Annotated in this window: 29 protein-coding genes and 1 tRNA gene; 22 read left to right on the top strand and 8 right to left on the bottom strand. The window is 71.4% G+C overall.

The genetic code is table 11. The annotated features are described in order from the left end of the window. Positions 1–62: 62 nt before the first annotated feature. Together OG900_20900 and OG900_20895 are read left to right on the top strand one after the other, a co-directional pair. Complete coding sequence (locus OG900_20900; GenBank protein WUH92321.1) at positions 63–818, top strand: GntR family transcriptional regulator; 756 nt, start codon at positions 63–65, stop codon at positions 816–818. 107 nt (positions 819–925) lie between these two features. After that, positions 926–1,684, top strand: a complete 759-nt coding sequence (locus OG900_20895) for a hypothetical protein (protein WUH92320.1) — start codon at positions 926–928, stop codon at positions 1,682–1,684. Positions 1,685–1,704: 20 nt separating this feature from the next. Here the strand turns inward: OG900_20895 and OG900_20890 are convergent, their stop codons facing one another. Together OG900_20890 and OG900_20885 are read right to left on the bottom strand one after the other, a co-directional pair. Continuing rightward, positions 1,705–2,463, bottom strand: coding sequence for a glycosyltransferase (locus OG900_20890; GenBank protein ID WUH95862.1), 759 nt, complete (start codon positions 2,461–2,463; stop codon positions 1,705–1,707). After that, positions 2,460–3,248 carry a GntR family transcriptional regulator gene (locus tag OG900_20885; protein WUH92319.1) on the bottom strand — a complete coding sequence of 263 codons (789 nt, stop codon included), beginning with the start codon at positions 3,246–3,248 and terminating at the stop codon, positions 2,460–2,462. Before OG900_20885 ends, OG900_20890 begins: the two co-directional genes overlap by 4 nt. A 235-nt stretch (positions 3,249–3,483) precedes the next feature. Here OG900_20885 and OG900_20880 point away from each other — a divergent pair, with 235 nt between their 5' ends. The 11 genes from OG900_20880 (at position 3,484) to OG900_20830 (ending at position 10,902) form a co-directional block, all read left to right on the top strand. After that, the gene (locus OG900_20880) at positions 3,484–3,750 is read left to right on the top strand and encodes a hypothetical protein (protein ID WUH92318.1); all 267 of its coding nucleotides are present in this window, start codon (positions 3,484–3,486) and stop codon (positions 3,748–3,750) included. Between the two features lie 59 nt (positions 3,751–3,809). After that, positions 3,810–4,871 (top strand): hypothetical protein, encoded by a 1,062-nt coding sequence (locus OG900_20875; protein ID WUH95861.1) that lies wholly within the window; start codon positions 3,810–3,812, stop codon positions 4,869–4,871. Between the two features lie 223 nt (positions 4,872–5,094). Next, a complete protein-coding gene (locus tag OG900_20870; GenBank protein ID WUH92317.1) occupies positions 5,095–7,035 on the top strand; it encodes a cell division protein FtsK in 1,941 nt (646 codons plus the stop codon). A 131-nt stretch (positions 7,036–7,166) separates the two neighbouring features. Then, positions 7,167–7,418 carry a hypothetical protein gene (locus OG900_20865; protein WUH92316.1) on the top strand — a complete coding sequence of 84 codons (252 nt, stop codon included), beginning with the start codon at positions 7,167–7,169 and terminating at the stop codon, positions 7,416–7,418. Positions 7,419–7,439: 21 nt separating this feature from the next. Beyond that, positions 7,440–7,634 (top strand): hypothetical protein, encoded by a 195-nt coding sequence (locus OG900_20860; GenBank protein WUH92315.1) that lies wholly within the window; start codon positions 7,440–7,442, stop codon positions 7,632–7,634. Between the two features lie 17 nt (positions 7,635–7,651). Then, on the top strand, positions 7,652–7,852 hold the full coding sequence (locus OG900_20855; GenBank protein ID WUH92314.1) for a hypothetical protein: 201 nt from the start codon (positions 7,652–7,654) through the stop codon (positions 7,850–7,852). Positions 7,853–7,880: 28 nt separating this feature from the next. Then, on the top strand, positions 7,881–8,468 hold the full coding sequence (locus OG900_20850) for a hypothetical protein (GenBank protein ID WUH92313.1): 588 nt from the start codon (positions 7,881–7,883) through the stop codon (positions 8,466–8,468). Between the two features lie 3 nt (positions 8,469–8,471). Beyond that, entirely contained in the window at positions 8,472–8,768 is a 297-nt protein-coding gene (locus tag OG900_20845; protein WUH92312.1) for a DUF6303 family protein, read from the top strand. Positions 8,769–8,896: 128 nt separating this feature from the next. Then, positions 8,897–9,205 carry a hypothetical protein gene (locus tag OG900_20840; protein ID WUH92311.1) on the top strand — a complete coding sequence of 103 codons (309 nt, stop codon included), beginning with the start codon at positions 8,897–8,899 and terminating at the stop codon, positions 9,203–9,205. Then, entirely contained in the window at positions 9,202–9,426 is a 225-nt protein-coding gene (locus tag OG900_20835) for a helix-turn-helix domain-containing protein (protein ID WUH92310.1), read from the top strand. Before OG900_20840 ends, OG900_20835 begins: the two co-directional genes overlap by 4 nt. Positions 9,427–9,492: 66 nt before the next feature. Beyond that, positions 9,493–10,902, top strand: a complete 1,410-nt coding sequence (locus OG900_20830; protein WUH92309.1) for a site-specific integrase — start codon at positions 9,493–9,495, stop codon at positions 10,900–10,902. A 181-nt stretch (positions 10,903–11,083) separates the two neighbouring features. On the opposite strand, the gene OG900_20825 is transcribed toward OG900_20830, so the two are convergent. From OG900_20825 to OG900_20815, 3 genes are all read right to left on the bottom strand, one after another. Further along, positions 11,084–11,443: a hypothetical protein gene (locus OG900_20825; protein ID WUH92308.1), complete on the bottom strand. Its 360-nt coding sequence runs from the start codon at positions 11,441–11,443 to the stop codon at positions 11,084–11,086. Positions 11,444–11,664: 221 nt separating this feature from the next. Continuing rightward, a tRNA-Ser gene (locus OG900_20820) sits at positions 11,665–11,751 on the bottom strand. Between the two features lie 46 nt (positions 11,752–11,797). Next, positions 11,798–13,579, bottom strand: coding sequence for a trypsin-like peptidase domain-containing protein (locus OG900_20815; protein ID WUH92307.1), 1,782 nt, complete (start codon positions 13,577–13,579; stop codon positions 11,798–11,800). A 155-nt stretch (positions 13,580–13,734) separates the two neighbouring features. Between OG900_20815 and OG900_20810 the strand changes: the two genes are divergently transcribed. The 3 genes from OG900_20810 to OG900_20800 all read left to right on the top strand — a co-directional run bounded on the left by OG900_20810 (position 13,735) and on the right by OG900_20800 (position 16,653). Next, entirely contained in the window at positions 13,735–14,589 is an 855-nt protein-coding gene (locus OG900_20810) for a glycerophosphodiester phosphodiesterase (protein ID WUH92306.1), read from the top strand. Positions 14,590–14,755: 166 nt separating this feature from the next. Next, entirely contained in the window at positions 14,756–15,391 is a 636-nt protein-coding gene (locus OG900_20805) for an ATP-binding protein (GenBank protein WUH92305.1), read from the top strand. Between the two features lie 278 nt (positions 15,392–15,669). Then, the gene (locus OG900_20800) at positions 15,670–16,653 is read left to right on the top strand and encodes an SEC-C domain-containing protein (GenBank protein ID WUH92304.1); all 984 of its coding nucleotides are present in this window, start codon (positions 15,670–15,672) and stop codon (positions 16,651–16,653) included. A gap of 421 nt (positions 16,654–17,074) precedes the next feature. Here OG900_20800 and OG900_20795 read toward each other — a convergent pair whose 3' ends face one another. Then, entirely contained in the window at positions 17,075–17,287 is a 213-nt protein-coding gene (locus OG900_20795; GenBank protein ID WUH92303.1) for a hypothetical protein, read from the bottom strand. A gap of 332 nt (positions 17,288–17,619) precedes the next feature. Continuing rightward, positions 17,620–18,312, bottom strand: coding sequence for a bifunctional DNA primase/polymerase (locus tag OG900_20790; protein ID WUH92302.1), 693 nt, complete (start codon positions 18,310–18,312; stop codon positions 17,620–17,622). 577 nt (positions 18,313–18,889) lie between these two features. On the opposite strand from OG900_20790, the gene OG900_20785 reads away from it, so the two are divergent. Beyond that, positions 18,890–20,581, top strand: a complete 1,692-nt coding sequence (locus tag OG900_20785; protein ID WUH92301.1) for a serine/threonine-protein phosphatase — start codon at positions 18,890–18,892, stop codon at positions 20,579–20,581. Between the two features lie 115 nt (positions 20,582–20,696). Then, on the top strand, positions 20,697–22,148 hold the full coding sequence (locus OG900_20780; GenBank protein ID WUH95860.1) for an aminopeptidase P family protein: 1,452 nt from the start codon (positions 20,697–20,699) through the stop codon (positions 22,146–22,148). Between the two features lie 85 nt (positions 22,149–22,233). Here OG900_20780 and OG900_20775 read toward each other — a convergent pair whose 3' ends face one another. Beyond that, entirely contained in the window at positions 22,234–22,725 is a 492-nt protein-coding gene (locus OG900_20775; GenBank protein WUH92300.1) for an ATP-binding protein, read from the bottom strand. A gap of 204 nt (positions 22,726–22,929) precedes the next feature. On the opposite strand from OG900_20775, the gene OG900_20770 reads away from it, so the two are divergent. The 4 genes from OG900_20770 (at position 22,930) to OG900_20755 (ending at position 26,020) form a co-directional block, all read left to right on the top strand. Then, positions 22,930–23,742: a hypothetical protein gene (locus tag OG900_20770; GenBank protein WUH92299.1), complete on the top strand. Its 813-nt coding sequence runs from the start codon at positions 22,930–22,932 to the stop codon at positions 23,740–23,742. A gap of 242 nt (positions 23,743–23,984) precedes the next feature. Further along, the gene (locus OG900_20765) at positions 23,985–24,761 is read left to right on the top strand and encodes a YcnI family protein (protein WUH92298.1); all 777 of its coding nucleotides are present in this window, start codon (positions 23,985–23,987) and stop codon (positions 24,759–24,761) included. Positions 24,762–24,866: 105 nt separating this feature from the next. Continuing rightward, a complete protein-coding gene (locus tag OG900_20760; protein ID WUH92297.1) occupies positions 24,867–25,535 on the top strand; it encodes an SCO family protein in 669 nt (222 codons plus the stop codon). Beyond that, a complete protein-coding gene (locus OG900_20755; protein ID WUH92296.1) occupies positions 25,532–26,020 on the top strand; it encodes a copper chaperone PCu(A)C in 489 nt (162 codons plus the stop codon). Before OG900_20760 ends, OG900_20755 begins: the two co-directional genes overlap by 4 nt. Positions 26,021–26,032: the final 12 nt, after the last annotated feature.

The raw sequence follows: 26,032 nt of genomic DNA, 5'->3' as shown, positions 1-26,032 counted from the left end.
CAAGTGAGCACCCTCAGTGATGCTAGTTAACTAGATTAGAGCTAGTGGACTAGATTGTCCACATGCCTGATCAGCCGCCGTATCTCCGCATCGCCGACGTGCTGCGCGCGCGCATCGCGAGCCACGAGTGGTCGCCGGGGGACCGGCTGCCATCTCGCGCCGAGCTGGGCCAGGAGTACGGGGTCGGCGAGAACGTCATCCGGCGGGCGCAGGAGCTACTGATCTCCCTGGGCACCCTGGAGGGCCGGGCCGGGTCAGGTACGTACGTCGCTGAGCCGCGCGAACGGCTGCGGATGGTGCGGTCCATCTATCGCGAGCAGGCAGGCGGTTCGCCCTTCGCCGCGGACATGGCGGCGCTCGGGCGCCGCGGGACGTGGGAGAGCCGCACCGACGCCAAGGTGCCGGCCCCGGCCGACATCGCCGCCCGACTCGGCATCACCGAGGGCGACTTGTGCGTGCGCACGGCCTACGAATTTCTCGCCGACGGCAAGCCGGTGCAGCTCTCGACCAGTTGGGAGCCCTACGCCCTGACGGCCGGCACCCTCGTCGTCCTCCCGGAGGCCGGCCCACACGCGGGGATCGGCGTCGTCCGCCGCATGGCGGAGATCGGCATCACGGTCAGCCGGGCGGTGGAACGGCCTGAGCCGCGCCAGGCCAGCCCAGAGGAGGCCACGCTGCTGGGCGTCCAGAAGGGCACGCTGGTCACGCATATCCAGCGCACGTACTACAGCGACGACGGCCGTCCAGTGGAGACGGCCGACATCATCGTGCCGACAACCGCGTGCGAGGTCGTGTACGAGGTCCCCGTCAACCCGTAGCGAACAGCCAGTTCATGCAACAGATGTGGGGAGACACCACACCGCGCACACGCTAGGACGGGAAGCCACCGCGCACTCCCGCGAGCCTTCGTTGGGGGAAAGTCATCATGGACGCTATTACGTTCGTGTCCGCAGTCCTCGCTCTGACCAGTGCAGCAGCAACAGCCTTTCTGGGCTACTGGACTCAACGACGCCTGCGCACAATGGAAAAACGCAGTCTGATGGAAACATACGGTGGGTCGCTGGCTTGGGCCGCGTACGACCTACAGGCCAGATTATTCAACATTCTCCGCGGTCATACTGTCGATCTTGATCCAAACCGAGGCAGCGGATATCTCACCTCATTCTTGACCAACGGAACAGCCGGAGAAGCTGAGTTCGCGCGCCGCAGCACCGTATTCGTACTTGCCGAGTATCTCGGCTGGGTAGAGATCATGCGCCGGGATGTTCAATTTCTTAATCTAGGAACATCACGCACAAACCACAGCATCATGAGCAAGATATCCGAGGTCAGCTCCGCGCTGAACAACATCTCCCAGGGTAGTAACGCGCTGCGCCTGTTCCGCGTGGAGCAACGGGCAATAGGCGAGATGATGATCCATCCGGACGGCGGTCCAGGCCAGCGCCGATGTCTCGGCTTCGCCGAGTTCTCGTCGAGGCTCGACACGGACGACCAGTTCCTCGACTGGTTCCGCCGCCTTCTCTCGGACGTCGACCTTCTGGCCGCGAACACAGGCGCTGCGGTGTCCCGGCTAGCAGAAGTTCAACAGAACTTGATCTCACTCATCGACCTTCTCGACCCCCGGTCCGAGCGATTCCCACATTCTCGGATGGCATTCGTCGCCGACCACCCCAACTCAAGCTGAAAAGCAGGAGAATTCTATGTTCAGCGGGCCCAGTCGGAGTCGGCAAGCGTTTGGGCTCTGGCCCGAACGACAGATAGGCGTGCATCGCGTTCCGCAGTTTCGGTGTGGGTACTTTGGGCCGTGGCCTGGCCCTCCCACTTGCGGTAGAGCAGGCCGTACTCGCGGGTGAAGTAGCCGGGACTCACGGCGTTGAGGGCCAGGAGGAGGCCGGTGTCCTCGGATGCCGGGAGGGCCATCCAGCCGCCGAGGGCGAGCAGGAGGTCGCGGCGGATGAAGAGGGTCGCCGGGTGGACCTGGGCGCGGTAGCCGTTGGCCTTCCAGAAGTCGAAGACGACGCCCCTCGCGAGGGGACCGTCTTCCGGGTCCGCGTCGAAGCCGGCCGTCGAGCCGTCGGGGAGCAGGTCCAGGACGCGGGAGGTCGCCCAGCCGAGGGCCGGGTCGGCTTCCAGGAGGGCCAGGTCGCGGGCCAGGGCGCCCAGGGTCAACTGGTCGTCGGCGTCGAGGACTTTCACGTACGGGCCTGATACGTACGCCAACGCCATCGTGCGGGCCACGCCGGGGCCACCGGGCCGACCCTGGTGGAAGGTGACGCGCGGATCGTCGGGGACATGCGGCCGTACAGCGTCGCCGAAGCCGTCTTCCTGGATGACCCAGTGCCACTCCCAGCCGTCCGGCAGCTCCTGCGCGCACAGCGACTTGTACGCGTCCGCGAGGAAAGGCGCCGAGGGCGTGTGAACGGCCGTGATGACGTCGATGCGGCGGACCGGCACGCCGGTCACCACCTTTCCAGGTTGGTGGTGAATGACAGTGCCGTGCGGTCGCCCGGCAGTCGGACGAAGGAGTGCTCCACTACGCGGCCGGTGGTGTCGTACGACGTTTTACCGAGGACGATCAGCGATGTGCCCGGCGGCAGGCCCAGTTCTTCGGCCTCGTCCGCGGCGGGCGGGCGGGCCAGGACGCGTTCCTCGATCCGGTCCAGTTCGATGCCGACCGTGTGGAGCTGGCTCTGCGTACCGCCGGGCCACGGCTCGCTAGCGGCGTCCAGGAGTTCCGGGTTCGCGCCGACCATGTCGCGCACGAGGTAGGAGTCGACCAGGCTGAACGGGTATTGCTCAGCCCGGTAGCGGGTGCGGTAGGTGCGCTCCACCATGACCGTGCCGACGGGTACGCCGAAGATCCCGGCCACTTCCTCGCCCGCTTCGACCTGGTCGTATGCCGCATGGAACACCAGGTCGCCTATGTCGAGTCCTGTGTCGTGCTCGGTGGCGCCCGTCTGCTTGCGTTCCTGTTCAGGCTCGCGAGCGCGGTCCTTCTCCCACTGGTGGCGGAGGTTCGTCCGCAACACGGGCGTACGTGGCCGCCGGACGAAGTTGCCGCGGCCGTGCTGCTTTTCGATCAGCCCTTCGGCTTGGAGCAACCCCAGCGCCTGGCGGACCGTCGGAAGGCTCTTCCCGTACTTGTCCACGAGAGCGGTCTCGGAGGGTAGTTGGTCGCCTGGAGCCAACTCACCTGCGCGGATGCGATCACGGAGATCGTCAGCGATCCGCTCGTATGCCTTGGCCATGTGCGCCACCGTCCTGATCGTCGGGCGGCTTCAGCATACAAGTCCTCAAGAGGTCTTGACGAGTCAGAGCGAGTGCGCCATAGTCTTCGTTACTCCTAAAGAGGACCTGAGGACAGGATCTCTTGAAGAGGGACAGCTCTTGCTGCTTGAGAACTCCATAGCGCGCCTGAAACGCACCATCCGGCGGCCCACGCGCCTGCCGGATCACCCATCCACCCAGGACTCAGGAGAGGCCATGCCTCCACCTACCGGTGGCCGCCGCGCATCCGACGGCCACGGCTTACCCGAGGTCCCGGAGGACTTCCGCGACCTCTTCCTCGGCTGGCCCTGCGAGTCCGCCGAGCACCGCACCGCCCGCCTGACCGCCGCCCGCGACGTCCTCGCCGAGCTGCTGGAAGAGGGCGAGCGCGACGACTTCGCCATGGAGGACGCGTTGCACGCCGTACGACTTGGCGGAGCCGCGCTGTTCCGGGGCGACCGCAAGGCGGGGGCGGCATCGTGAACCCGTTGTACGTCGTCGCCGCGGCCGCCGCCGCCTGTCTCGTTCTTTACGCCGTAAAGCTGCTGAGGCGCGGCACCCCCGCTATCCGGGTCGCCGCCCTCGCGGCAGTCGGCTGCACGGCCTACAGCGCCGATACGTCCTGGCGCTTCGCCGCCGACTTCCTCGACATGGCCGGTACGGCTGAACGCGCCGCGATGTTCGGTGCTGCCGAACTTGCGCTCTTCGCGACCGCCCTCATGGCCCGGCAGAACCTCAACGGGCCGAACGCCGCGCCCGGCGTCCCAGGGGTGCTGGTCTGGGCGATCACGTCGGTCCAGATCATCCCGGCGTACGCCGAGTCGGGGCCGGTCGGCGGCACCGTACGCGCCTTCGTCGGACCGGTCATGGCCGCGATGCTCTGGCACCTCGCCATGGGCATCGAGCTACGCCACCGCAAGCCGGATGCGGCCTCGCGCGGCTTCGGGGCGCTGCTGGCACGGGAGTTGCACGAACGCCTGCTCTCCCGGCTCGGCATCGCCGAACGCCACCGCGACGCAGCCCAGATCACCCGCGACCGAGCGACCGTACGAGCCGTTGCGCTGGCCGCGCGCCTCGCCGAGATCGGTCCCGCCGACAGGGGCAAGCGACGTGGGCGGCGCATCACCCGCCGACTGTCCGCAGCCGTCGCCAGAGCCTCTGTCGGCGACGACCGCGAGCAGCGCCGCAAGCTGCTGGGCCAACTCTCCGCCCGTCGCAATGCCGCCGCGCTGGCGGTCATCGATCTTCCCTCGCCGTGGGCTGAGTTGGCCCGAGACCCCGCCGCGTCCGCGCTGGCGGGCCAGGCCCGGGACGAGATGCACCGGGCGACAGCGACGATCCGCTCGTACCCACGGCTGCTGTTCACCGACCTCCCGCCGGTGAACGACACCGCCCGATCATCTGAACAGCCTCGACCCAAGCTCAGCACCACCGACGCCCTCGCCGCGATCGAAGCCGGCTGGGCCGACGGTCTCACCGTCCGCGAAACGGCCCGGCGGGCGACCCGCGCGCCGAGCTACGTCCACAGCGTGTTCGTACGGCTCGACACCGAACGCGGCCCGCGTCCGGTGAACACCGCTCGCTCCAACAACACCGGGGCCTGACCGCTGCTTTGGCGGGTAGGGCCAGGCCCCGGCACACCTCCTGCGAAGGAAGGGACTGCCAGTGAAACACGACAGGCAAGACGACCCCGGGCGCGGTCCGTTACCGCACCCGGAGGAGGTATCAATCGACACGGAGACCCCGCTCGTAGTCGACAAGCCCGTCTCCGTCCCGCCCGGACCGAGGCTGCTGGATCGGGTTCGCGGCGCGAAGCGGCGGCCGGTCGTGCCGGCGTGGGCGCGGTCGCGGCAGGAGTTCGAGGCCGCCGCGAAGGGCGTCACCGCGTATGCCGGGCACGTCAGCGCGTATCACGTGGCCCGCGCGCCCTGGTACGCCCTGCGCCTGGCCCTCCGCGCGCCCCGCGGCGCCGCCCGCTTCGTCGGTGGGGTGCTGCGGTGGCTGGTCGACGCCGAGGGGGAGCCGCTGCGGCAGGCGGCGGCCACGCACGAGGACATCGAGGAGTACCTCAAGCTCTCGCGGCAACGGGACCGGCGGGTGCGCTGGCGCACCGTCGTCGGCATCGTCGCCTCCGTCCTCGGCCCGGTCGCCGCGCTGGCGGCGTACGTCCTCGCCCCTGTCTGGACGCTCGCCGTAGTCGCCGCCGTGGCGGTCATGGCGCTCGGCAGGCTCGGGCAGCCGGCCGACGATCCGGTTATCCACAGGGCTGTGGAGATCCCCCGCGCCACCAAGCTCACCAGCGATATCGTCCTACGCGCACTCGGCGCCCTCGGCATCCCCGCGATCAACCAGGCGCAGTCCAAGGGCGGCCCCGGCTTCGCCTTCACCGCGCCCATCACCCGCGACGGCCCCGGCTGGCTCGCGGAGGGCGACCTCCCGTACGGCGTCACCGTCGCCGACGTGATCGACCGCCGCGAACGGCTGGCTTCCGGGCTTCGGCGCCCGCTCGGCTGCGTATGGCCGGAGGCCGTACCCGACGAGCACACCGGGCGGCTGCGCCTGTGGGTCGGCGACCAGGACATGTCCCAGACCACGCAGCCCAAATGGCCGCTGCTGGCGGCCAAGCCGCTGGACCTCTTCAAAGCGCAGCCGTTCGCCACGGACCAGCGCGGCCGCTGGGTGGCGCAGTCGCTGATGTACGTGTCCGGGATCGTCGGAGCGGTGCCGCGGATGGGCAAGACGTTCCTGCTCCGGCTCGTCCTGCTCATCGCCTGCATGGACCTGCGCGCCGAGATCCACGCGTACGACCTCAAGGGCACCGGCGACCTGTCCGCACTCGCCCACGTCGCCCACCGCTACCGGGCGGGCGAAGAGGACGAGGACATCGCCTACGCCCTCGCCGATCTGCGCGAGCTGCGCGCCGAGTTGCGGCGGCGGGCGAAGGTCATCCGCGAACTGCCCAAGGACCTCTGCCCGGAGTCGAAGGTCACCTCCGCCCTCGCCGACATGCGCAGACTCGGACTGCACCCGATCGTCGTCGGCGTGGACGAGTGCCAGAAGTGGTTCGAACACCCCAAGTACGGCGCCGAGTTCGAGGAGCACTGCACCGACCTGGTCAAGCGCGGCCCGGCGCTGGGCATCACGCTCCTCCTGGCCACGCAACGGCCGGACTCGAAGTCGCTGCCGACCGGCATCTCCGCAAACGCCACGGTCCGTTGGTGCCTCAAGGTCATGGGCCAGATCGAGAACGACATGGTGCTCGGGACCGGCTCCTACAAGCGCGGCATCCGCGCCAACACCCTGGCCTGGGGGGACAAGGGCATCGCGTGGTTCGTCGGCGAGGGTGCCGACGCCCGCATCGTGCGCTGCGTCGAGGTCAACGCCCCCACCGCCGAGGCCCTGGCCCTGCGCATCCGCGCCCTGCGCCAGCAAGCCGGCAGGCTCACCGGTCACGCCGTCGGCGAGCAGCCCGAGGCGGACGCGTCCGCGTCGTACGACCTCCTCGCCGATGTCGGCGCGGCGCTGCCGTCCGGCAAGGCGAAGGCGTGGAGCGAGGACATCGTCGCCCGCCTCGCCGAACTCCGCCCGGACGTCTACGGCCAGTGGAGCCCTGAGCAACTGGCCGCCGCGCTCAAGCCGTACGGCATCCGCACCGTCCAGGTCTGGGGCACGACGGAGGACGGCAAGGGCGCCAACCGCCGCGGTGTGCGCCGGGCCGATGTCCTCGCTGCCATCGCTCGCCGTGACGACGGCACCGCCGCCGCGTAGCTGTCCGGCCTAGCGCCGGCACCCGCTAGACCTAGCACCCCCGCTAGCGGCCAACAGCCGCTCTGAGCGGCCAACTAGCCACTAGCGCCGCTCATTTCGCACACCCTTTTTCCGCTCTGGAAGAGGTCTCCATGTCCCCGCTCGTCTCCGCTATAACCCTCGCCGTCTTGGCGACGCTCTGTTACGCGGCCCTCTGCGCGGTCAGCCCACTCGGCGTCTGCCGCAGGTGCGGCGGCTTCGGCTTCAAGGTCCGGCAGAACCGGCGCGGCCGGATCGTCCGCGGCCGGGAGTGCCGCCGCTGCAAGGGGTACGGCCAGCGCGTCCGCGTCGGCCGGCACCTCTACAACGCCGCCACCCGCCTCCACCGCGAGGGCACCCGCTGAACCGTCCGGAAAGGCAACGCCATGGCATTCAGCATCTCCGCGATCGTCCTCTTCGGCGCCCTCCTGGCCCTGCTCATGCGCTACCGCGCCCTCGGCGCCGGAGCCGCGATCGTCGCCCTGCTCTTCGGCTTCTACCTCGCCCGCACCAGCGCCGCCCCGTCCATCGACCAGATCATGTCTGCGCTGCGCGACGCCCTCCCCACCTCCGGCAACTGACCCCGACGGGAGCCACCATGCCCACCACCCCGCCGCCCCGGATCTCCCTCATGGCCGCCGCAGAGGTCCGCGACATCCTCACCGCACTCCAACTCGGCCAACGAGCCACCGCCATAGCCGGGTTGATGGCTATCGACGCCGAATCGTGGCAAGCCATCGAACAACGCCTCGCCGCCCTCGACGGCGACCTCCCCGCCGCCCTGCGAAGCCTGGCCTGACGGCCACCGACCCGACGGAGGACCCCCCATGCCCGACACCGCCCAGGCCTGGCACCTCAGCCTCACCGCCAGCGTCTACGCCCTCGGCGCCGCCGCCCGCGAACTCCGCGCCGCCCACCAGCACGCCCAGCTCACCGCCCGTGCCACCGACCCGGCCCGCATCATGCCCGTGCCCGGCCACGTCACCACCCCCGGCGCCGAGCCCGTACGCCCGCACGACGAAGCCCTCTGGCAGCTCAGCGACCTCTACATGGTCCTCGAACACCACACCGCCGAGCTGTACGAGAACGCCGCCCTCGGCTACGCCCACGGCACCGCCACCGCGCTTCGTGCCGTCCTACGCAACGACCGCCCCCGCCACGTCGACCTCCCCCGCGACCGCAACGGCCACTACGTCCTCGACCCCGCCGACCTCCCGGACCTGAACCAGTCCCTCACCACCACGGCTGGCACCCGCGAACTCGCCGGCCTCCGCACCCGGCTCCTGGCCCACGCCCAGGCCGACGACACCGCCGCCGTCGCCAACGCCGCCTACGCGTACGGCGAATGCGCCGAGGCCGCCCTCCACCACCTCATCCGCCACGCCGAAGCCCACGGCTTCCTGCACGCGAGCTGACCCATGACACAACAAGCCCCGCTGCGCGCCCACATGATCCACTCCTGGGGCGGCACCGAATGGCAAGTCTTCGTCGCCTTACCCGACGAAGCCCGCTGGCCGCACGTCCCGTTCCCCATCACCGACGGCATCCCGACCCTCAACGCCCGCGCCGCCGCACTCCACTCCCTCGGCTTCACGCCCCTCGGCGCCGAACAGACCTGGGAATGGATGGAAACCGTCTTCGAAGGCGACCCCGACGGCGTCGTTTCCCTGGTCGCGACGACCACCGTGGCACCCGAGACCGACCCGCCTGTCTGACCCCGCCCGGAGCAATGGCCAACCGGCCAAGGACGCCCGCTGCTCCGGCCCTCCGTCCCACCTAAGGCACAGGAGGAACCACCAGCATGGCCCAGCACGCCGCATTACCGCCGCACACACCAACGGAGTTGGCCGCCAGCCAAGCGAACGCGCTCGGCACGCTGCTCCGCCTCATCGACGCCCACCCCCACCTCCCGGGCGCGTACATCGTGTCCCACTGCTTCATACCGCAACGGGTCGACGTGCAACTCGACAGCCCGAGCGGCCTAGAAGCCTGGCGCGAAGCCCTCAACCTGCCCACCTGCGCCATCGAGCCGAAGAGGTTTCCCGACCCAGGCAGGCAGGAACTCGAAATGTCCGCCGACGTCGGCACCGCGACCATACGCGTCTACGCCATCTTCCCCGCCGCCCGCGACGACTCGCGGAGGACGGCATGAGAGCGACGTCGCGGCCCGGCCCCGGCCGCCCCGCGCCCGCTCGTCGGACGCTGAGGCTCCCCGAGGTCCTGAGTGAACTCGCCATGTCGCGCACCGCCTTCTACCGGCTGCGTGCCCGCGGCAAGGCGCCGAAGTGCATCAAGCTGCCGAACGGGCAGATCCGTATCCGCCGCAGCGACCTCGACGCCTGGCTTGCGCAGTACGAGGAATCCGGCATCTGAGACCGACGACCTGACCGCCCGGGGTGCGCGTTCCCGTGACGCGCACCCCCGCTAGGGGAGAGGGACATGCTCACCTACGACGTACAGATCTGGGGCATCCGCAAGCGCACCAACCGCGCGAAGCCCTTCCAACTGCGGTGGCGAGTCGGCATACAGCCGCACTCCAAGAGCTTCCAGGTGAAGGAGCAGGCCGACGGTCGTCGCGCGGAACTCCTGTCCGCCCTTCGGAACCGCGAACAGTTCGACGTGACGACAGGGCTGCCGGCGTCGGAGTTCCGGCTCCTCCAGTCGCCGACTTGGTACGCGCATGCCTGCGCCTACGCGCGTATGAAGTGGCCGAACGCGTCGGCCAAGCACAGGGCGGGGATCGCCGACGCTCTTGCGACCATCACGCCTGCCCTTGTCCGGGACGTACGCGGCGCACCATCGCGCGACGTCCTGAGGGCGGCCCTGTATGGATGGGCGTTTCGCTTCCAACGCGTCGAGGGCAGCAAGGAATTGAAGCCGCGCTTCGACACGGAGGAGCCCCCAACGGAAATCGCCGAGGCTCTGGAGTGGATCGGCCGCAAGTCGATTGACGCGAGCGAACTCGACAAGCCGGCCCTCTTACGCGTGGCGCTCGACGCGATCTCGCTCAGGCTGGACGGAGCGAAGGCCGCGGAAACCACCGTCCACCGTAAGTACACGGTGTTCAGCAACGCTCTGCGCTACGCGGTGGAGCGCGAGGTTCTGACCTCGTTCCCGCTCGGCAAAGTCGACTGGCAGCCGCCGGAGACCGACGACGAGATCGATTTCCGCTACGTTCCGAACCCCCAGCAGGCGCGGAGCCTGATCTCCGCCGCACGCGAGCAGGGCCAACGCGGCGAGCACCTTGAGGCGTTCTTCGGCTGCCTGTACTACGCCGCGATGCGCCCCGCCGAGGCCGCCGCCCTGAGCGACCAAGCCTGCCGACTCCCCCCGGCGCCGAAGCATGGCGCCCCGGAAACGCAGTGGGGCGAACTTATCCTCTCGGAGAGCCGCCCCGAGGTCGGTTCGGGTTGGACCGACGACCGGCTCTCGTACGAGACCCGGGGTCTGAAGCGCCGAGCCCGGAAGGCGACGCGCACGGTACCGATCCCGCCCGTCCTGGTCGGAATGCTCCGCGAGCACAAGAAGCGGCAAGGCCTGGCTGCCGATGGGCGCCTCTTCCGTGCCGCGGGCGGCGGGCGCGTCCGCTCCACCGAGTACACCGACATCTGGAAGGCAGCTCGGCAGAAGGCGCTCACCCCCGAGGACGCCGAGACCCCGCTCGCCGAGGTGCCGTACTCCCTCCGCCACGCCGGCGTCTCCCTCTGGCTCAGCTCGGGCGTGGAGCCGACCGAGGTCGCCCGCCGTGCCGGGCATAGCGTCGCCGTCCTCTTCCGCTTCTACGCGAAGGTCATCAAGGGCCGCCAGGACCAGGACAACGAGCGCATCTCGCGGGCACTGGCCGGGTAGGACCGATCTTCCGGTTGCCCGCCCGCGCGATCTGCCCGGTCAAAGACGGAACCTGCTCGCCGGAAAGGGGTGCAGCGACAACAGACATCTCGACAACTACTCGACCCTCGAACCGTCCCGAGCTTGCCCGCTGGCCGCGCTACCGCACCGGGAAACACCAAGGTCCCTGGCCGAGTCAAGCTCAGTCGAGCGCTTGCAAGATCGCTTCGCCGAGGTTGACCACGAACCCCACGGCCGCGAACCAACCGATGACCTCAAGCGCCCAGCCCGTCAGGCGGGCGGAGGTACTTGGACGTGATGGCCGCAGGCCCGACAGGGAACCGTCGGCAACGACACTCCCGGGTGCGGCCAGCGGGCTGCGTCCGGTGCGGCGCATGTTGCGTCCCCACCAGAGGGAGCCCACCGCGACCAGCATCGCGAGGGCTGCGGTCTCGAAGTATTTTGTCGTGGAGTACGTCTGCGCGGCCACATAGGCGTGGTCCATCTCATCCCCCCAGGATTGATTGAGCCAGATGATCTCATGTCGACCTTGCTCCACCACCGTCGATTCGTCGGCCGATTATCGGCGACATTGCCGGACCACCACAGCCGGACTGGCTTGAGGGGGCGGACCCGCGTAGACCCCCGAATCCGGTCCACGCCTGGTCCACACGCACTGGTCGACCATGGGCCATACGCGGGCCAAGGTGGGACGGCAACAGGCAGAGCGGGTGCCCCGAAGCTCGGGGCACCCGCTCTGACCTGCTCGTACGTCTACCTCTGCGGAGGCTGTGGGATTTGAACCCACGGTGACATCGCTGCCACGACGGTTTTCAAGACCGTTCCCTTCGGCCGCTCGGGCAAGCCTCCACGCAGTGCCGGGGCCCGGGTGGGGGCCTCGGCGTGCGGGGACAGCTTACTGGGGGGTGTCGCCTACTCGGGAGCCGAGGGTGACGGTGGCGGTGTGGGACGTGCCGTTGCGGGTGTAGGTGATCGTGACCTTGTCCTTGGGCTGGTGCTGCCAGATCTCGCCGATCAGGGTCTCGTCGCTGTCGATGATCGTGTGGTCGAACTCGGTGATCACGTCGCCGGGCTTGAGGCCCGCCGCGGCGCCGGGGCCGCCGGCGGTGACGGCGTCGCTCGTGCCGCCGATCTTGGCGCCGTCGCCCTGGTACTGGCCGTCGAGGCTGACCTGCATGACGGGGTAGACCGGCTGGCCGGTCCTGATCAGCTCGTCGGCGACGCGCTTGGCCTGGTTGATCGGGATGGCGAAGCCGAGGCCGACGCTGCCGCCCTGGGTGCCGGGCTGGGCGGTGCCGCCGGGCTGGATGGCGGAGTTGATGCCGATGACGGCGCCGTTGGCGTTCAGCAGCGGGCCGCCGGAATTGCCCGGGTTGATGGAGGCGTCGGTCTGGATGGCGCTCATGTAGGAGGCCGCGGCGCCCTGGCCGTCGCTGGAGGCGACCGGGCGGTGGACGGCGCTGACGATGCCGGTGGTCACGGTGCCGGACAGGCCGAAGGGGGCGCCGATGGCGATGGTGGCGTCGCCGACCGCGGCCTGGTCGGAATTGCCGAGCGGCAGCGGGGTGAGCGTGACGCCGGAGGCGTTCTTCAGCTTGACCACTGCCACGTCGTAGCCCTGGGCGCGGCCCACTACCGAGGCGTCGTAGGTCTTGCCGTTGGAGAAGGTGACGGTGAGCTTGCCGCCGTCGGCGGCGGGGGCGACGACGTGGTTGTTGGTGAGGATGTGGCCCTGGGTGTCGTAGACGAAGCCGGTGCCGGTGCCGCTCTCCTGGCTGCCGCTGGCCTTGATGGTGACGACGCGGGGCAGCGCCTTGCTGGCGATGCCGGCGACCGAGGTGGGCGCACGGTTGAGCGCCTTCTGGCTGCTGGAGTCGGAGACGGTGGTGGACGACGTGGCGTTGTTGTCGTCGTTGTGCTCGGCCGCCCAGTAGCCGATGCCGCCGCCGACGCCGCCGGCGACGAGTGCCGCCACCAGGACCGCGGCGACCAGGCCGCCGATCCCGCGGCGCTTGGGGCCGCCTTCCGGCGGCGTGGGCACGGGTGCGCCCCAGACCGGGCCCTCGGGGCCGCCGCCGCCGTAGCCGGGCTGGGTCTGCGGGTGCTGGCCGCCGGCGGCGTACGCCGGGGTGGCCGGTACGGCGTAGGGGTCCTGCGGGGCCTGCTCCTGGCCGTGGCCGCCGTACGGGGAGGGCTGCTCGGCGCCGTATGCCGGCTGCTGCGCGTACGGCTGCGCCTGGGCCGGTACGACGGGCGCGGGCGCGGCCTGCGGAGCGGCGTCGTGGACGGGCTGCCGGGGGGCCGCGGGGGGGTCGTACGCGGCCGGCTTCGGCGCCTCGTACCCGCTCTGCCCGTACGGCGCGGCGGTCGGCACCGGCGGCGCCGACGGCTGCTGCGCGGGCGACGGGAGCTGCTGGGTGAGCGCGGCAGGGGGCGGGCCGTACGGCGACGGCGGGCCGACCGGCGGGGGCGCCTGCGCGGGAAGGACCTCGGTCCGGGGCGCGTCGGCGGCCGGCGCGGCAGGCGTGTCGTATGCGGCAGGCGCCGCGGGCGCCGGCGGGGCGGCCGGAGGAACGGGGGCCTGTGCCGCCGAGGCACCGTCGGGCCCGGAACCGTCGGGCGCGGTCGCTGCCGACTCCGCAGCCGGGACGGATCCGGCTTCGTTCTCGGTGCTCACAGCGTTTCTCCTCGGGGTCAGGACAGGGTGGTGGGCCGAACACAGCATTTCCCACGGCGTGTCGGACCGCCGTAAGCGGTAGCTGTGCATGTCCGTGGCGCGTGCACAGGGGCTGGTTCGCGTGGCCGCCGGCGAGGCGGTGGCACCATGAACCGATGACACATGCGCGCGCGGTCCCGGAGGCGTACCCAGTCGGGCGACCTGTCCAGGTCGTCGCCCATCGGGGTGCTTCCGAGGATGTACCAGAACATACGCTCGCGGCGTACCGGAAAGCCATCGAGGACGGCGCCGACGCCCTGGAGTGCGACATCCGGCTGACCGCGGACGGTGAGCTGGTCTGCGTGCACGACTGGCGGGTGAACCGTACGTCCAACGGCCGCGGCGCCGTCTCCTCGCTGGAGCTGGCCGACCTCGCGGCGCTCGACTTCGGCTCGTGGAAGGGCCAGCACGCCGACCCCGAGACGCCCGAGCGCCACGACCTGGCCGAGCGGAGCCGGGTCCTCACCTTGCGGCGGCTGCTCGAACTGGTCGCGGACACCGACCGGCGGGTGGAGCTGGCGATCGAGACCAAGCACCCGACGCGCTGGGCGGGGCAGGTGGAGGAGCGGCTGATCGACCTGCTGCACCGCTTCGGGCTCGACCGGCCCGCGCCGCCCGGTGAGGCCTCCCAGGTGCGGGTGATGAGCTTCTCGTCACGCTCGCTGCGCCGGGTACGGCTGGCGGCGCCGGCGCTGCCGACCGTCTATCTGATGCAGTACGTGTCGCCGCGGCACCGGGACGGGCGGTTGCCCGCCGGAGTGCGGGTCGCCGGACCGAGCATGCGCATTGTGCGGGCGAATCCCGGCTATGTGGCGCGTTTGCATCGGGCCGGAAATCGCGTTCATGTGTGGACGGTGGACGACCCGGCCGACGTGGAGTTGTGCGCACGGCTCGGGGTGGACGCGATCATCACCAACCGGCCGCGGCAGGTGCTGGCCCAGCTGAGCAGCCTGGACGGGTCAGGCCGCTGACATTGCCGCGGGGCGTGAGCGGGCGTCGCGTGCCCATGGCATGCGTATATGACGTGGGGGCGACCGGCGCGCGTATGGAGTGCGTCAAGAGATCGTGGTTGGTCTGTTTCCGGTCGAGTTCCAGAGGGCATCCATCCCGTGGCGTGGGGTGAAGGAGGTCACGGGGGTGTCGTTGGTGGTCGCACAAGAGGTGCCGACGTCCTCGACCATGGCCCTGCCCCATGGTCCGACCGGCGTCGCGGAAGCACGCAGGCGAATGCGCAGCGACCTGCACGCGCAGGACGTCCCGGAAACGGTGATCGACGACGCGGTGCTGATCCTCTCCGAGCTGCTCAGCAACTCCTGCCGGCACGCCCGCCCGCTCGGCGACCCGGGCGACGGGGGCGAGACCTTGTCCGGCGCAATGTACGAAGCCGTGCCCGGCACGGCAGGTCCGGGCGGCTCGGGCCCGCGGTCCCCCCGGCAGGAGTGCGGCATGCGGGCCGGCTGGGCCATCGGGACGGACGGACTGCTCAAGGTCGAGGTCACCGACGGCGGCGGCCCCACCAGGCCGCGCCCCTCCAGCCCCTCGCTGACCGCGCACGGCGGCCGGGGGCTCGGCATCGTGGGCAATCTGGCGCTGCGCTGGGGTGTACGGGACGACGCGCCCGGCGAGGTCACCGTCTGGGCGCTGCTGGCGGTCCGCGGCCGGCACGCCCGCCGCGACGACCTCGGCACCGGGGGTACGGGCATCGGCCTGCCGCGCGGCATCCCGCTGGACCTTCCGCTGGACCTGGCCGAGTCGCTGGACGACCTGAGCTGAGCCCGGACGGCCGGGAGGACGGGGCGCACCGGACGCACCGGGCGCGGCAATGTACGCGGCCGCGGGAGTCGGCGACGCGCACCGGCAATGTACGCAGGCCGCACCGAGTCGACCGCAGGCATCGGCGGCCGGGGGCGAGCGGGCGGGTCGTCGAGCGAGCCGGTCGCGGATACGGTCGCAGGCCGTATGCCCGCCCCCGCCCGTCGTGGTCGGGCGGTGGCCCCGCCGGGCGCTAGGCTCGCGGACCGGAATACCGCCGCAACGGGAGAGACCGAGCCATGGCCAAGAAGCGCGCGACCGCCACCAGGAGCAAGGGGGCCGCACAGGCCGCCAGGACCGCGGAGGGAGCGGCCGTGCCGGTGGTCGGTGCGCGCGAGCCCTGCCCGTGCGGCTCGGGCCGCCGCTACAAGGCCTGCCACGGCCGTGAGGCGGCGCACGCCGTGACCGAGCTGGTCCGTCGCCCCTTCGAGGGGCTGCCGAGCGAGTGCGACTGGGTGGCGCTGCGCGAACTGGTGCCGGCCGCGACCGTGGCGCTCACCCTGAAGGAGCAGCTGCCCGAGGGAGTGCCCTCGGTCACCCTCGGCACCGTCCTGCCGATGGCCTGGCCCGGTCTGCGCCGCGACACGGGCGCGGTCCTGCTCGGCTTGCAGAGCGACACCGCCTCCGGCGACATCAGCCGCGACCTCGCCGACACCCTGACCCGGGCGCTCGTTGCCGAGCCGGGCAATCCGGTGGAGGGGCGCAGGCCCGCGCCCGACGGGCCGCGGCTGCAGGACCTGCTCGACCTGGACGCGCCCTTCGTGCCCGAGGTGCACAGCGGCTTCGAATACTGGCTGGAGGACGCCGAGACCGCGACCGGCGAGGTGGCGGCGTCGCTGGAGCGCGCCAACCAGGCCGCCATCCCGACGGTGCGGCTGACCGGGGTGGACGCGGCCTACTGGTGCGAGACGCCGGAGAAGAACCACCTGCGGTGGGTCATGCCGCACCCGGAGGAGGCGCTGCTGGACGCGATGGCGCGGCTGCACGCGGCCGGTGCGTCCTCGCTCGGCGAGGGGACGCGGCTGGTCGGCTCCTTCCGCGCGCACGGGCTGACGGTGCCGGTGTGGGACCTGCCGGTGGGCATGGGCGCGGACGAGGTCGAGAAGCCTGCGGCGGCGTTCGGCGAGCGGCTGGCCGAGACGCTCGGCCGCGGCGAGCCGCTGACCGCGGAGGAGCGGCGGGCCAGGAGCGGCTTCACGAACCGGCAGATCACGCTCAGCTGAGCATCCGCGGCCGGGATCCTGGGGCCTCGGGCCGGGCGACGCCGGCCCGGGACCCGCAGGCTGGGCGACCGGGCCGCGGGCCCGTCCGCCCGGGACCCGCGGCCGGACAACCGCGGCCCGGACAACCGCGGCCGGGCAACTGCGGCAGACGGCCCGCGGCCCCGGTCGCGCCTCCGCAGCAGGCAGTTCACCCGGTCGGCAAGATCCGACTGAGCGGTCGGTCAGTGATTCCGGTCACAACTCCCTTGGAATCGTGGCGATTCGACAAGCCGCTCCAGCCGGGAAATTTGCGATCGGACGAAGTCTTGTTACCGTTTATTCAGCCCGGTCGCTGATGCATCCCCCGTCGTCAGCGACCGGGTTTTTCCCTGTCCGGACGCCGCGTCCGATCACCCCGTCCAGGCCCCGGCGACCGGCCGGCTCAGTCGCCGTCGACCGGGCCGGACGGGTCTTCCGGGTCCACGTCGGGCGTGCGGTGCGACGCGCTGTGGCCCGCATTGCCGCGCTGGGCGCTGTCGTGCGGGCCCGCGGTCGCCGCGGCGAGCGGGAGGACCACGGCGAGCGCCGCGACACTGGCGGCGGCGATCAGGCGCAACCGGTCGCCGGCCTCCTGCGCCGGCTCCTGCGATGCCATATGCCGCTCCCCTGCGTGTTCGATGCCGCGTTCGATCGTGTGCTCAACGACGGAATGCACTGAACCGAACATAGCGGCCTGATTCATGCCATTCCGTCCACTCAGCCCACCCCTCCCGCTCCGGCGGCCGCTCGCGGACGACGGCTACCCGAACGAGTGAGTGTGTGGTGCACGCCTGTCCGTATGGGCACGCCTCGACCGTACGCCGCACCGCGTGCGTCACACGTAAGCCCACGCGCGCACATGCGTCGCAGGCGGCACAGAAAGCGGCGGCGGGGTCGTATGGCGTGGCAAATTGCCACGCCATACGACCCCGCCGCCACCGGGACCGGTCAGTACGTCAGACGATCGCCGTCCGGCGCCGTGAGGCCGGCCCGGACCAGCGCGTCCACCAGGCTGCCGATCGGTGGCAGCCAGGGTGCCTGGCTGCCGTTCCGCTCGTCCGGCACCGGCGGCCGCACCCAGCGCAACTGCCCGGCGCTGCTGCTCGACGGCGGCAGCACCACATAGCCGCCGTCGCCGTGGTAACGCAGTGACGTGGGCACCCATTCGTGACTGTCGAGCAGTTCGCCGAGTTCGGCGAGTGAGTAGGGAGCGACCAGCAGGAGATAGCGCGTGGGGGTGGCGACCACGGGGCCGAGCCGCACCCCGAGGCCTTCCATCGCCTCCAGTGCGCGCGCGCCCGCGACCGCGGGCAGGCTCGCGGCCGACACCCGGTCACCGGTGGCGAGCACCACCGGCGCGTCGGGCCTGCGGGTCCACCAGGAGCGCACCATCCGCGGGTCGCGGGTCGCGGCCAGCAGCTCGGGGTCGAGCGGGTGCGCCCCGGGCACCGGGCAGTTGGGGCGCCCGCAGGCGCACGGCTGAGCTCCTGCCGCCCGCCAACTGCCGCGGCTGTCGAACCCGACTCCGGGTACGACCCGCCAATGCCACTGTTCGGCGTAAGTGAGCGCCGCGTTGAGCAACGCGGTCCGCTCCTTTCGCTGGAGAGAGAGCTTGCGTCGCCTTCCGAGGATCTCGCGCATCAGCGCTCGTTCCTTTCCGTTAACGCCCAGGGATCTGCCCATTACAGAACGTAACTTGTCGAGCACACCGCTTACGAGGCAGCGCATCACGCCGCCAGCCGAGCGTGGAACGTAGCGGAGGGTAGCGCGCATATGGCGCTTGTCTGTTCATGGTGCCCTGATCGTGACCCACTGTTCGTGGTGCACGTCGGGCCCAGCACCCCTCGCCACTCGGGGTTGGGTCGGCCGTCAACTGATTACGTACTTACGACGCTTGAGCCAGACTTCGGGTTCCTACCCATCGCCCGCAATATGACGCGCTGTTGGCTGGGATCAGTCGACAGCGCGCATAGGACGGGGGTAGCTGTTTTCAGCCAACGTATTGCGCGAGGGGTGTCCACCGCAAGCAGTCCGACACCACTCCTTGTACCAGGACAATCCTGGACATGCCCACGATGCGGCGTGTAGAAGTGGGTTCCTTGATAGCGGCGCAGCACACATGGGGGTTTGCGATGCTAATCATGCAGGTGCTCCGCGCACTGCGAACGAAAAGCGCTGATTGCCCCACCCGCAGGCCGCTGGCCGGAAGTTCCCGGCCATGAACCCGGCCCACGTCAGAAAAGTGGCCGGAAGCGAGCCAATCAGGCCTGCTGCGGCGCATACTCCAGCTGCGCCTGTCACGACCGCGCCCTCATCCGCTGCCGCTGTCGCGGCCGCACCTTCCCCAGCGGTCCCGGTGGCCCCACCCGTACCGGCGGCCGTATCGGCTCCGGCGCTGCCGCGGCGCGGCTCGCCCGAGCATTCGCCGGCCGTACAGGACCGCCTGGCGTCCTGGGTCTGCGACCTGTCCCTGCTGCACGAACTGACCGAGCGGCTGGCCCGTACGGCGCTGCTCGACGACACGCTGCGTGAGGTCGTGCAGGCCGGAGCCACCCTCGTCGGGGCCCAGCGCGGCCTGATCGCGCTCGCCCCCGCCGACGGCCTCGGCCCTGACACCACGGTGGGGCTCGGTCTCGGCCACGGGGATCTTGGCGCGTTGGAGACGGTGGCCTTCGGCCGCGGCCCGGTCGGCGCCGACGAGGCCGTGTACGCCGATCTGCGGCACGGCGAGCGGCAGGAGACCCGGCAGCGCGAGGTCGCCGCGCGACTCGGCCTGGGCGCCGCGTACGGCCTCGCGCTCACCGCGAACGGCACCGGATTCTCACCTCGCGTCGACAACTCCTCCACACACGGCGCCGCCTACTCCGCCGGCCCGGACGGCTTTCCCACAAACCTTCCTGACTCCTCCGCACACTTTCCTGACTCCCCCGCAGATTTCCCTGAGTCCTCCACAGATTTCCCTGAGTCCTCCACAGCCTTCCCCGCCGCCTCCGCAGACTTCCGCGGCTCCTTCGCACCCCCCGGCGGTTCCTCCACCGCCGCCGTGAGCCGGCTCGGCAGCGTCGTCTGGTTCTACGACGAGGCCGCGGAACCCACTGACCGGCAGCGCCGGCTGACCGGTCTGTACCTGCGGTTCGCCGGTGAGCACATCGCCCGCGGCCTGGAGCTGGCCCGGGTGCGCCGGGCGAGCGCCGAGCTGGCCGCGGAGACGCTGCCCGCCCGGCTGCCGCGCGTCCCCGGCGTGCGGATGGCCGTACGCCACCGCACCGGTCCGCTCGGCGGCGGCGACTGGTACGACGCCCTGCCGCTGCCCGAGGGCGCGCTCGGCCTCGCCGTGGGCGGGGTGACCGGCGCGGGCCCCGGCGCGGTGGCCGCGATGAGCCGGCTGCGGGCGTCCCTGCGGGCTTACGCGGTGATGGAGGGCGAGGACCCGGTCGCGGTGCTCTCCGACCTCGAACTGCTGCTCAGGCTGACCGAGCCGGCCCGCTCCGCGACCGCGCTCTTCGGCCACGTGTGCGCGCCGCTGCCGACCGGCGGGCGCAAGGTGACGCTGGCGGGCGCCGGGCACTGCCCGCCGCTGCTGGTCGGCGACCACCGCTGCGAATACGTCGAGACCTCGCTGTCCGCGCCGCTGAACATGCTCAGCTGCTGGGAGGCGCCCAGCGTCGAGCTGCACGTACGGCCCGGCGAGAGCCTGGTGCTCTACACCGACGGGCTGCTGCACCGCACCGGAGAGTCCGCCGACCGGGCCCTCGCCCGGGTCCACGCGGCCGTACAGAACGCGCCCAGGTCCGTACGCGAGGACCCGGGGCTGCTGGCCGACCACCTGCTGCACACCACGCTGCCCGGCGGGCTGGACACGACCGGGGGCGAGGAGGACCTGGTGCTGCTGGTGGCCCGTTTCGACTGACTCCCGGCCCGCCTACGATGGACGAACGGGTTCATCAGGAGGAGGCAGGGAAGTGGCGCAGGCCGACCAGCAGCAGGGCGCGACCGGGGACGAGCAGCGCGAGGCGCAGGACAGGGTGGCGGAGGACGCGCAGGGCGCCGCCCAGGACAAGCCGATCAAGCAGCGCAAGAACGGCCTCTACCCGGCGGTGTCCGACGAGCTGGCCGCCTCTATGAAGACCGGCTGGGCGGACACCGAGATGCACGGCCTGACGCCCATCGCGCAGGCCGGCCACACCGCGGCCCGCCGCGCCGCGGTCTCCGCGCGCTTCCCCGGCGAGCGGATCGTCGTCCCCGCCGGCAAGCTGCGGACGCGGTCCAACGACACGGAGTATCCCTTCAGGGCCGGCACCGAATACGTGCACCTGACCGGCGACCAGACGCAGGACGCGGTCCTGGTGCTCGAACCGCTGGCGGAGGGCGGCCACGAGGCGACGGCGTATCTGCTGCCGCGCTCGGACCGGGGGAACGGCGAGTTCTGGCTCGACGGCCAGGGCGAGCTGTGGGTCGGCCGCCGGCACAGCCTGGCCGAGGCCGAGCAGCTGCTCGGGCTGCCGTGCCGCGACGTGCGCAAGGCGCAGGCGGACCTGCGCGAGGCCACCGGCCCGGTCCGGGTCGTCCGCGGCCATGACGCGGGCATCGAGGCGGCCCTCACCGACAAGGTGACGGCCGAGCGGGACGCGGAGCTGACCGCCTTCCTCTCCGAGCTGCGGGCGGTCAAGGACGACTTCGAGATCGGCGAGCTGGAGCAGGCCTGCGCGTCGACCGCGCGCGGCTTCGAGGACGTCGTCAAGGTGCTGGACAAGGCCGAGGCCACCTCCGAGCGCTACATCGAAGGCACGTTCTTCCTGCGCGCCCGGGTCGAGGGCAATGACGTCGGCTACGGCTCGATCTGCGCGTCGGGGCCGCACGCCACCACCCTGCACTGGGTGCGCAACGACGGCCCGGTCCGCTCCGGCGACCTGCTGCTGCTCGACGCGGGCGTCGAGACCCGCTCCCTCTACACCGCGGACGTCACCCGTACGCTGCCGGTCAGCGGGCGCTTCACGCCCCTTCAGCGGCAGGTCTACGACGCCGTCCACGCGGCGCAGCAGGCGGGCATCGACGCGGTCAAGCCGGGCGCGGCCTACCGCGACTTCCACGAGGCCGCCCAGCGCGTCCTGGCCGAGCGCCTGGTCGAGTGGGGCCTGATCGACGGGCCCGTCGAGCGGGTGCTCGAACTGGGGCTGCAGCGCCGCTGGACCCTGCACGGCACCGGGCACATGCTCGGCCTCGACGTGCACGACTGCGCACACGCGCGGACCGAGGCGTACGTGGACTGCACCCTGGAGCCCGGCATGGTGCTCACCGTCGAGCCCGGACTGTACTTCCAGGCCGACGACCTGACCGTGCCGGAGCAATACCGCGGCATCGGGGTCCGCATCGAGGACGACATCCTCGTGACGGCCGACGGCAGCCGCAATCTGTCCGGGGCACTGCCGCGCGGCGCGGACGAGATCGAGGCGTGGATGGCGGGCCTGCGGGGCTAGCCCTCCGCGGGGCCCGCCGCCGCGGGACGTCGCTCCGCGGCCCTTCGCCGCGGCAATGCTCCGCGGCCACGCGCCCTCGCGGGCGTCAGGACGCTTTCAGCAGCGCGTCGTCACGCCACTTGAGCACCTTGTCGAAGGACACGACCGTGCCGTGCCCCGGCCGGTCGTGGAAGCGCACATGGTCCACCAGCGCCTCGATCAGGAAGAGTCCGCGCCCGTGCTCGGCGTACTGGCCCCGGTGGGTCAGCGGCCGGGCCGGGTGCAGGACCCAGTCGGGTTTTCTGTCGAATTCGGATGTGCGGTCGAACTCGGGTGTGCGGTCGCGGGATGAACCCGGCCCGGAGTCGGCGACCTCGATCCGGCAGCAGTCACCGTCGATCAGGGCGGTGACGCAGTAGCCGGTCGCCGATCCGGCGTGTTCCACGGCGTTCGCGCACGCCTCGGACAGGGCCACCGAGAGATCGAAGGAGATGTCGGGGTCCACCCCGGCGGTCTCCATGGTCCCCAGCAGAAGTCTCCGGGCGAGCGGGACGCTCGCAGCCTCGCGCCGCAAATGGAGGGACCACCAGATGCTCATGCTCCAGCCTCCTGGCTGCGGCTCGACATACGGATACGTATTGCCGCGAAGAGCACTCCGTAAGCGTGGGGTTGACGTGATCCCGCTCATTCGGCCGATGCGTGCGCCCGGCGTACGGGTGTAAGGAATCAGCCGGACACACTCCTGTGAGCCGGACACCCCCTGTTCCGCGCCCGTGCCCGCGGTGAGAGGATGACGGCCGCCATGGCTTCCCCCGCCACCGCCGCGCGCGCAGGCGCCGGTATGAGACTGCTGCGGGCCGCGGTGTTCACCGCGGTCTGCGTCGTGCTGGCCGCGGCCGGGCACACGCTGGCCTCGGGCGCCACGGTGCCGGTGTGGTCGCTGGCGCTGGGATGGGTGGCGGTCTTCGCCGTCGTGGCACCGCTGGCGGGCCGGGAGCGGACGCTGCCGGGCATCGCCGCCGTCCTCGCGGCGGGGCAGCTCGTCCTGCACACGGTCTTCGGCGCGGGCCAGATGTGCGCCACACAGTCACTCACTCCTTCGAGTGACCCCGGCGGCGGGCTGTTGGCGATCGCCGCCCGGCTGGTGTGCGGCAGCCCCGGTCCGCGGCTCACCGCGCAGACGGCCCGGCAGACGGTGATCAACGCGGGCATCGACCCGAACGGCCCGCTGCCGATGCCGGACATGCCCGGCATGGCGTCCCAGCCCGGCGGCGGCACGCACCTCGCGATGTCGTCCCTGCCGATGTGCTCGCTGCCGATGGTGCTCGGCCACCTGCTGGCCGCCGTGGTGGCGGGCTGGCTGCTGCGGCGCGGCGAGGCCGCGCTGTGGCGGCTGACCCGGCTGTCGGTACGGGGCGCGGCGGGCCTGGCCGTGCTGAGCCCCGCGGTCCTGCTCCGCGCCCACGCGCTGCTGTCCGCGCTCGCCGCCGCGGTGCCCGCCGCCCGGCCGCGCCGCGTACGGCGTACGGGTGATTCGGGCGGCCCCGGCTACCGCGCGGTCCTGCTGCGGCACTCCCTGGCCAGGCGCGGCCCGCCGGTGGCACTGGCGGCCTGACGCGGCGTCCGCTCCCCCGTGCACCGGGGTGAGTCGGGGACGGTCGCGCGGGTCGCTCCCGCCGCGACCGGCACAGGAGTGCACCCTGTGGCGTACCCGCGTACCCGTACGGAATCCCGTCGCACATCGCCGCGGCGGAGACCACCGCATGCGTACGCGTGTCCCACGACCGCACCCATGTGCAGGCGGCGCGGCCCGCACCATGCCACCGTCCGCACCTCTCACCGTGGAGAACCCCTGCCATGAGCAGTTCACGTATGTCCCGCCTGCGCGGCCGCGCCGCCGCCGTCGCCGCGCTCGCCGGTGCCACCGTCCTGCTGGCCGCCGTGCCCGCCTTCGCCCACGTCACCGTCCAGCCGAACACCGCCGCCAAGGGCGGCTACACCACGGTCTCCTTCAAGGTGCCCAACGAGCGGGACAGCGCGTCGACCGTCAAGATCGAGGTCAACGTACCGACCGACCACCCGATCGCGTCGGTGTCGCTGCAGCCGGTCCCGGGCTGGACCGCGCAGGTGACGACGTCGAAGCTGGCCACCCCGATGAAGACCGACGACGGCACCGTCGACCAGGCCGTTTCGAAGATCACCTGGACCGGCGGGAAGATCGAGCCGGGGCAATTCCAGCAGTTCCCCGTCTCCTTCGGGCCGCTGCCCTCCGACGCGGACTCGCTGTCGTTCAAGACGCTGCAGACGTACAGCAACGGCGAGGTCGTGCGCTGGATCGAGGTCCCCCAGGCCGGGCAGGCGGAGCCGCAGAATCCCGCGCCGACCCTGAAGCTGACCGCGGCCGCCGACGACGGCGCGGCCACCGCGACGGCCACGGGCACTCCCGCGCCGGCCCCCGCCGCGGACAGCAAGGGCACCGCTCAGGCCGCCTCGGGCGGCAGCGACAGCGACGGCACCGCGCGCGCCCTGGGCGTCGTCGGGATCGTCGTCGGCGCGGCAGGCGTCGGCTTCGGGATCTTCGCCGGGCGGCGCCGCAGCAGCGCAGGCACGGGCGGCGGCGGCAGCGCTGCCTGACGGCACCGGCCCAGCACGGGCCCTCACGCCGGGCGGCCGCGGTCAGCGGACCCGCGCTCCGCGGCCGCCCGGCCCACTCTCACCGCACTCTTGAGGACCACCTTCATGCGTACCACCATCAAGGCCGGCGCTGTCGCGCTCGCCGCCGCCTGCGCCCTCGTACTCACCGGCTGCGGCAGCTCCTCCGGCGGCTCGGACGGCACCTCGGCCGCCGGCACCCTGGCGGAGGTGAAGGGGGGCAGCGACCAGCCGGGCACGGTGCTCGACACGCCCTTCGCCAAGCCGCGGCTCCAGCTCACCGACAACCACGGCAAGCCCTTCGACCTGGTCAAGCAGACCGCCGGACATCCCACGCTGCTCTTCTTCGGCTACACCCACTGCCCCGACGTCTGCCCGACCACCATGAGCGACCTCGCGCTGGCCAAGGCCAAGCTGCCCAAGGCCGACCAGGACAAGCTGCGGGTCGTCTTCGTCAGCTCCGACCCCGAGCGGGACACCCCCGCACGGCTGACCGAGTGGCTCGGCGCGATGGACAAGAGCTTCATCGGCCTGACCGGCGACTTCACCGCCATCCAGGCCGCGGCCAGGTCGGTGGGCGTCGGCATCGAGGCGCCGGTCAAGGAGAAGGACGGCAGCATCACCGTCACCCACGGCGCCGAGGTGCTGGCCTTCTGGCCCAAGGACGACAAGGCGCACGTGCTGTACATGTCCGGGACCACGGCCGAGCAGTTCGCCCACGACCTGCCGAAGATCATCAGGAGTGAGGCGCCGTGAGGCGCCGGCGCGCACTGCTGGGCGCACTGGGCGGAGCCGTGGCGGTGGCCGCGGCGAGCGGCGCCGCCGCGGGTCTCGCCGGGCACGGCTCGGGCGCCGGCTCCGGGGGCCCGGCCAGGCTGGCGGTGAGCGGCGGGTACATACCGCGTCCTTTGCTGACCGACGAAGCCGCCGCCTATGTGACGGTTACCAACAGCGGTGGTACGGACGCACAATTGACGTCGGTGAGCACACCGCTGGCCGCTCACGTCACCCTGCACACCACAACCGGCACCACCATGCGCCAGGTGACCGCGCTGACCGTGCCCGCGGGCGGGCGGCTCACCCTCGGCACCGGCGGCGACCACCTGATGCTCGAAACACTCACCCACATGCCCTCGGTGGGCGAGCGGATCACCCTACGGCTCCACTTCACCCACGCCACGCCCGCCACGGTCACGATCACCGTGCCCGTGCGGCCGACGACGTATCACCCGAGGGGCTGAGCGAAGGATGAA

It is taken from the genome of Streptomyces sp. NBC_00433, from assembly GCA_036015235.1.
Lineage (GTDB): Bacteria > Actinomycetota > Actinomycetes > Streptomycetales > Streptomycetaceae > Actinacidiphila.
This window is presented reverse-complemented; position numbering and strand designations above follow the sequence as displayed.

What these genes read in the sequence shown, in the direction of transcription:
- OG900_20845 (WUH92312.1), top strand. Translation starts at nt 8,472, where the DNA reads ATGACACAACAAGCCCCGCTGCGCGCCCACATGATCCACTCCTGGGGC.
- OG900_20800 (WUH92304.1), top strand. Translation starts at nt 15,670, where the DNA reads ATGGCCAAGAAGCGCGCGACCGCCACCAGGAGCAAGGGGGCCGCACAG.
- OG900_20835 (WUH92310.1), top strand. Translation starts at nt 9,202, where the DNA reads ATGAGAGCGACGTCGCGGCCCGGCCCCGGCCGCCCCGCGCCCGCTCGT.
- OG900_20770 (WUH92299.1), top strand. Translation starts at nt 22,930, where the DNA reads ATGGCTTCCCCCGCCACCGCCGCGCGCGCAGGCGCCGGTATGAGACTG.
- OG900_20895 (WUH92320.1), top strand. Translation starts at nt 926, where the DNA reads ATGGACGCTATTACGTTCGTGTCCGCAGTCCTCGCTCTGACCAGTGCA.
- OG900_20785 (WUH92301.1), top strand. Translation starts at nt 18,890, where the DNA reads ATGAACCCGGCCCACGTCAGAAAAGTGGCCGGAAGCGAGCCAATCAGG.
- OG900_20765 (WUH92298.1), top strand. Translation starts at nt 23,985, where the DNA reads ATGAGCAGTTCACGTATGTCCCGCCTGCGCGGCCGCGCCGCCGCCGTC.
- OG900_20795 (WUH92303.1), bottom strand. Translation starts at nt 17,287, where the DNA reads ATGGCATCGCAGGAGCCGGCGCAGGAGGCCGGCGACCGGTTGCGCCTG.
- OG900_20865 (WUH92316.1), top strand. Translation starts at nt 7,167, where the DNA reads ATGTCCCCGCTCGTCTCCGCTATAACCCTCGCCGTCTTGGCGACGCTC.
- OG900_20775 (WUH92300.1), bottom strand. Translation starts at nt 22,725, where the DNA reads ATGAGCATCTGGTGGTCCCTCCATTTGCGGCGCGAGGCTGCGAGCGTC.
- OG900_20855 (WUH92314.1), top strand. Translation starts at nt 7,652, where the DNA reads ATGCCCACCACCCCGCCGCCCCGGATCTCCCTCATGGCCGCCGCAGAG.
- OG900_20810 (WUH92306.1), top strand. Translation starts at nt 13,735, where the DNA reads ATGACACATGCGCGCGCGGTCCCGGAGGCGTACCCAGTCGGGCGACCT.
- OG900_20790 (WUH92302.1), bottom strand. Translation starts at nt 18,312, where the DNA reads ATGCGCGAGATCCTCGGAAGGCGACGCAAGCTCTCTCTCCAGCGAAAG.
- OG900_20880 (WUH92318.1), top strand. Translation starts at nt 3,484, where the DNA reads ATGCCTCCACCTACCGGTGGCCGCCGCGCATCCGACGGCCACGGCTTA.
- OG900_20830 (WUH92309.1), top strand. Translation starts at nt 9,493, where the DNA reads ATGCTCACCTACGACGTACAGATCTGGGGCATCCGCAAGCGCACCAAC.
- OG900_20850 (WUH92313.1), top strand. Translation starts at nt 7,881, where the DNA reads ATGCCCGACACCGCCCAGGCCTGGCACCTCAGCCTCACCGCCAGCGTC.
- OG900_20885 (WUH92319.1), bottom strand. Translation starts at nt 3,248, where the DNA reads ATGGCCAAGGCATACGAGCGGATCGCTGACGATCTCCGTGATCGCATC.
- OG900_20900 (WUH92321.1), top strand. Translation starts at nt 63, where the DNA reads ATGCCTGATCAGCCGCCGTATCTCCGCATCGCCGACGTGCTGCGCGCG.
- OG900_20760 (WUH92297.1), top strand. Translation starts at nt 24,867, where the DNA reads ATGCGTACCACCATCAAGGCCGGCGCTGTCGCGCTCGCCGCCGCCTGC.
- OG900_20860 (WUH92315.1), top strand. Translation starts at nt 7,440, where the DNA reads ATGGCATTCAGCATCTCCGCGATCGTCCTCTTCGGCGCCCTCCTGGCC.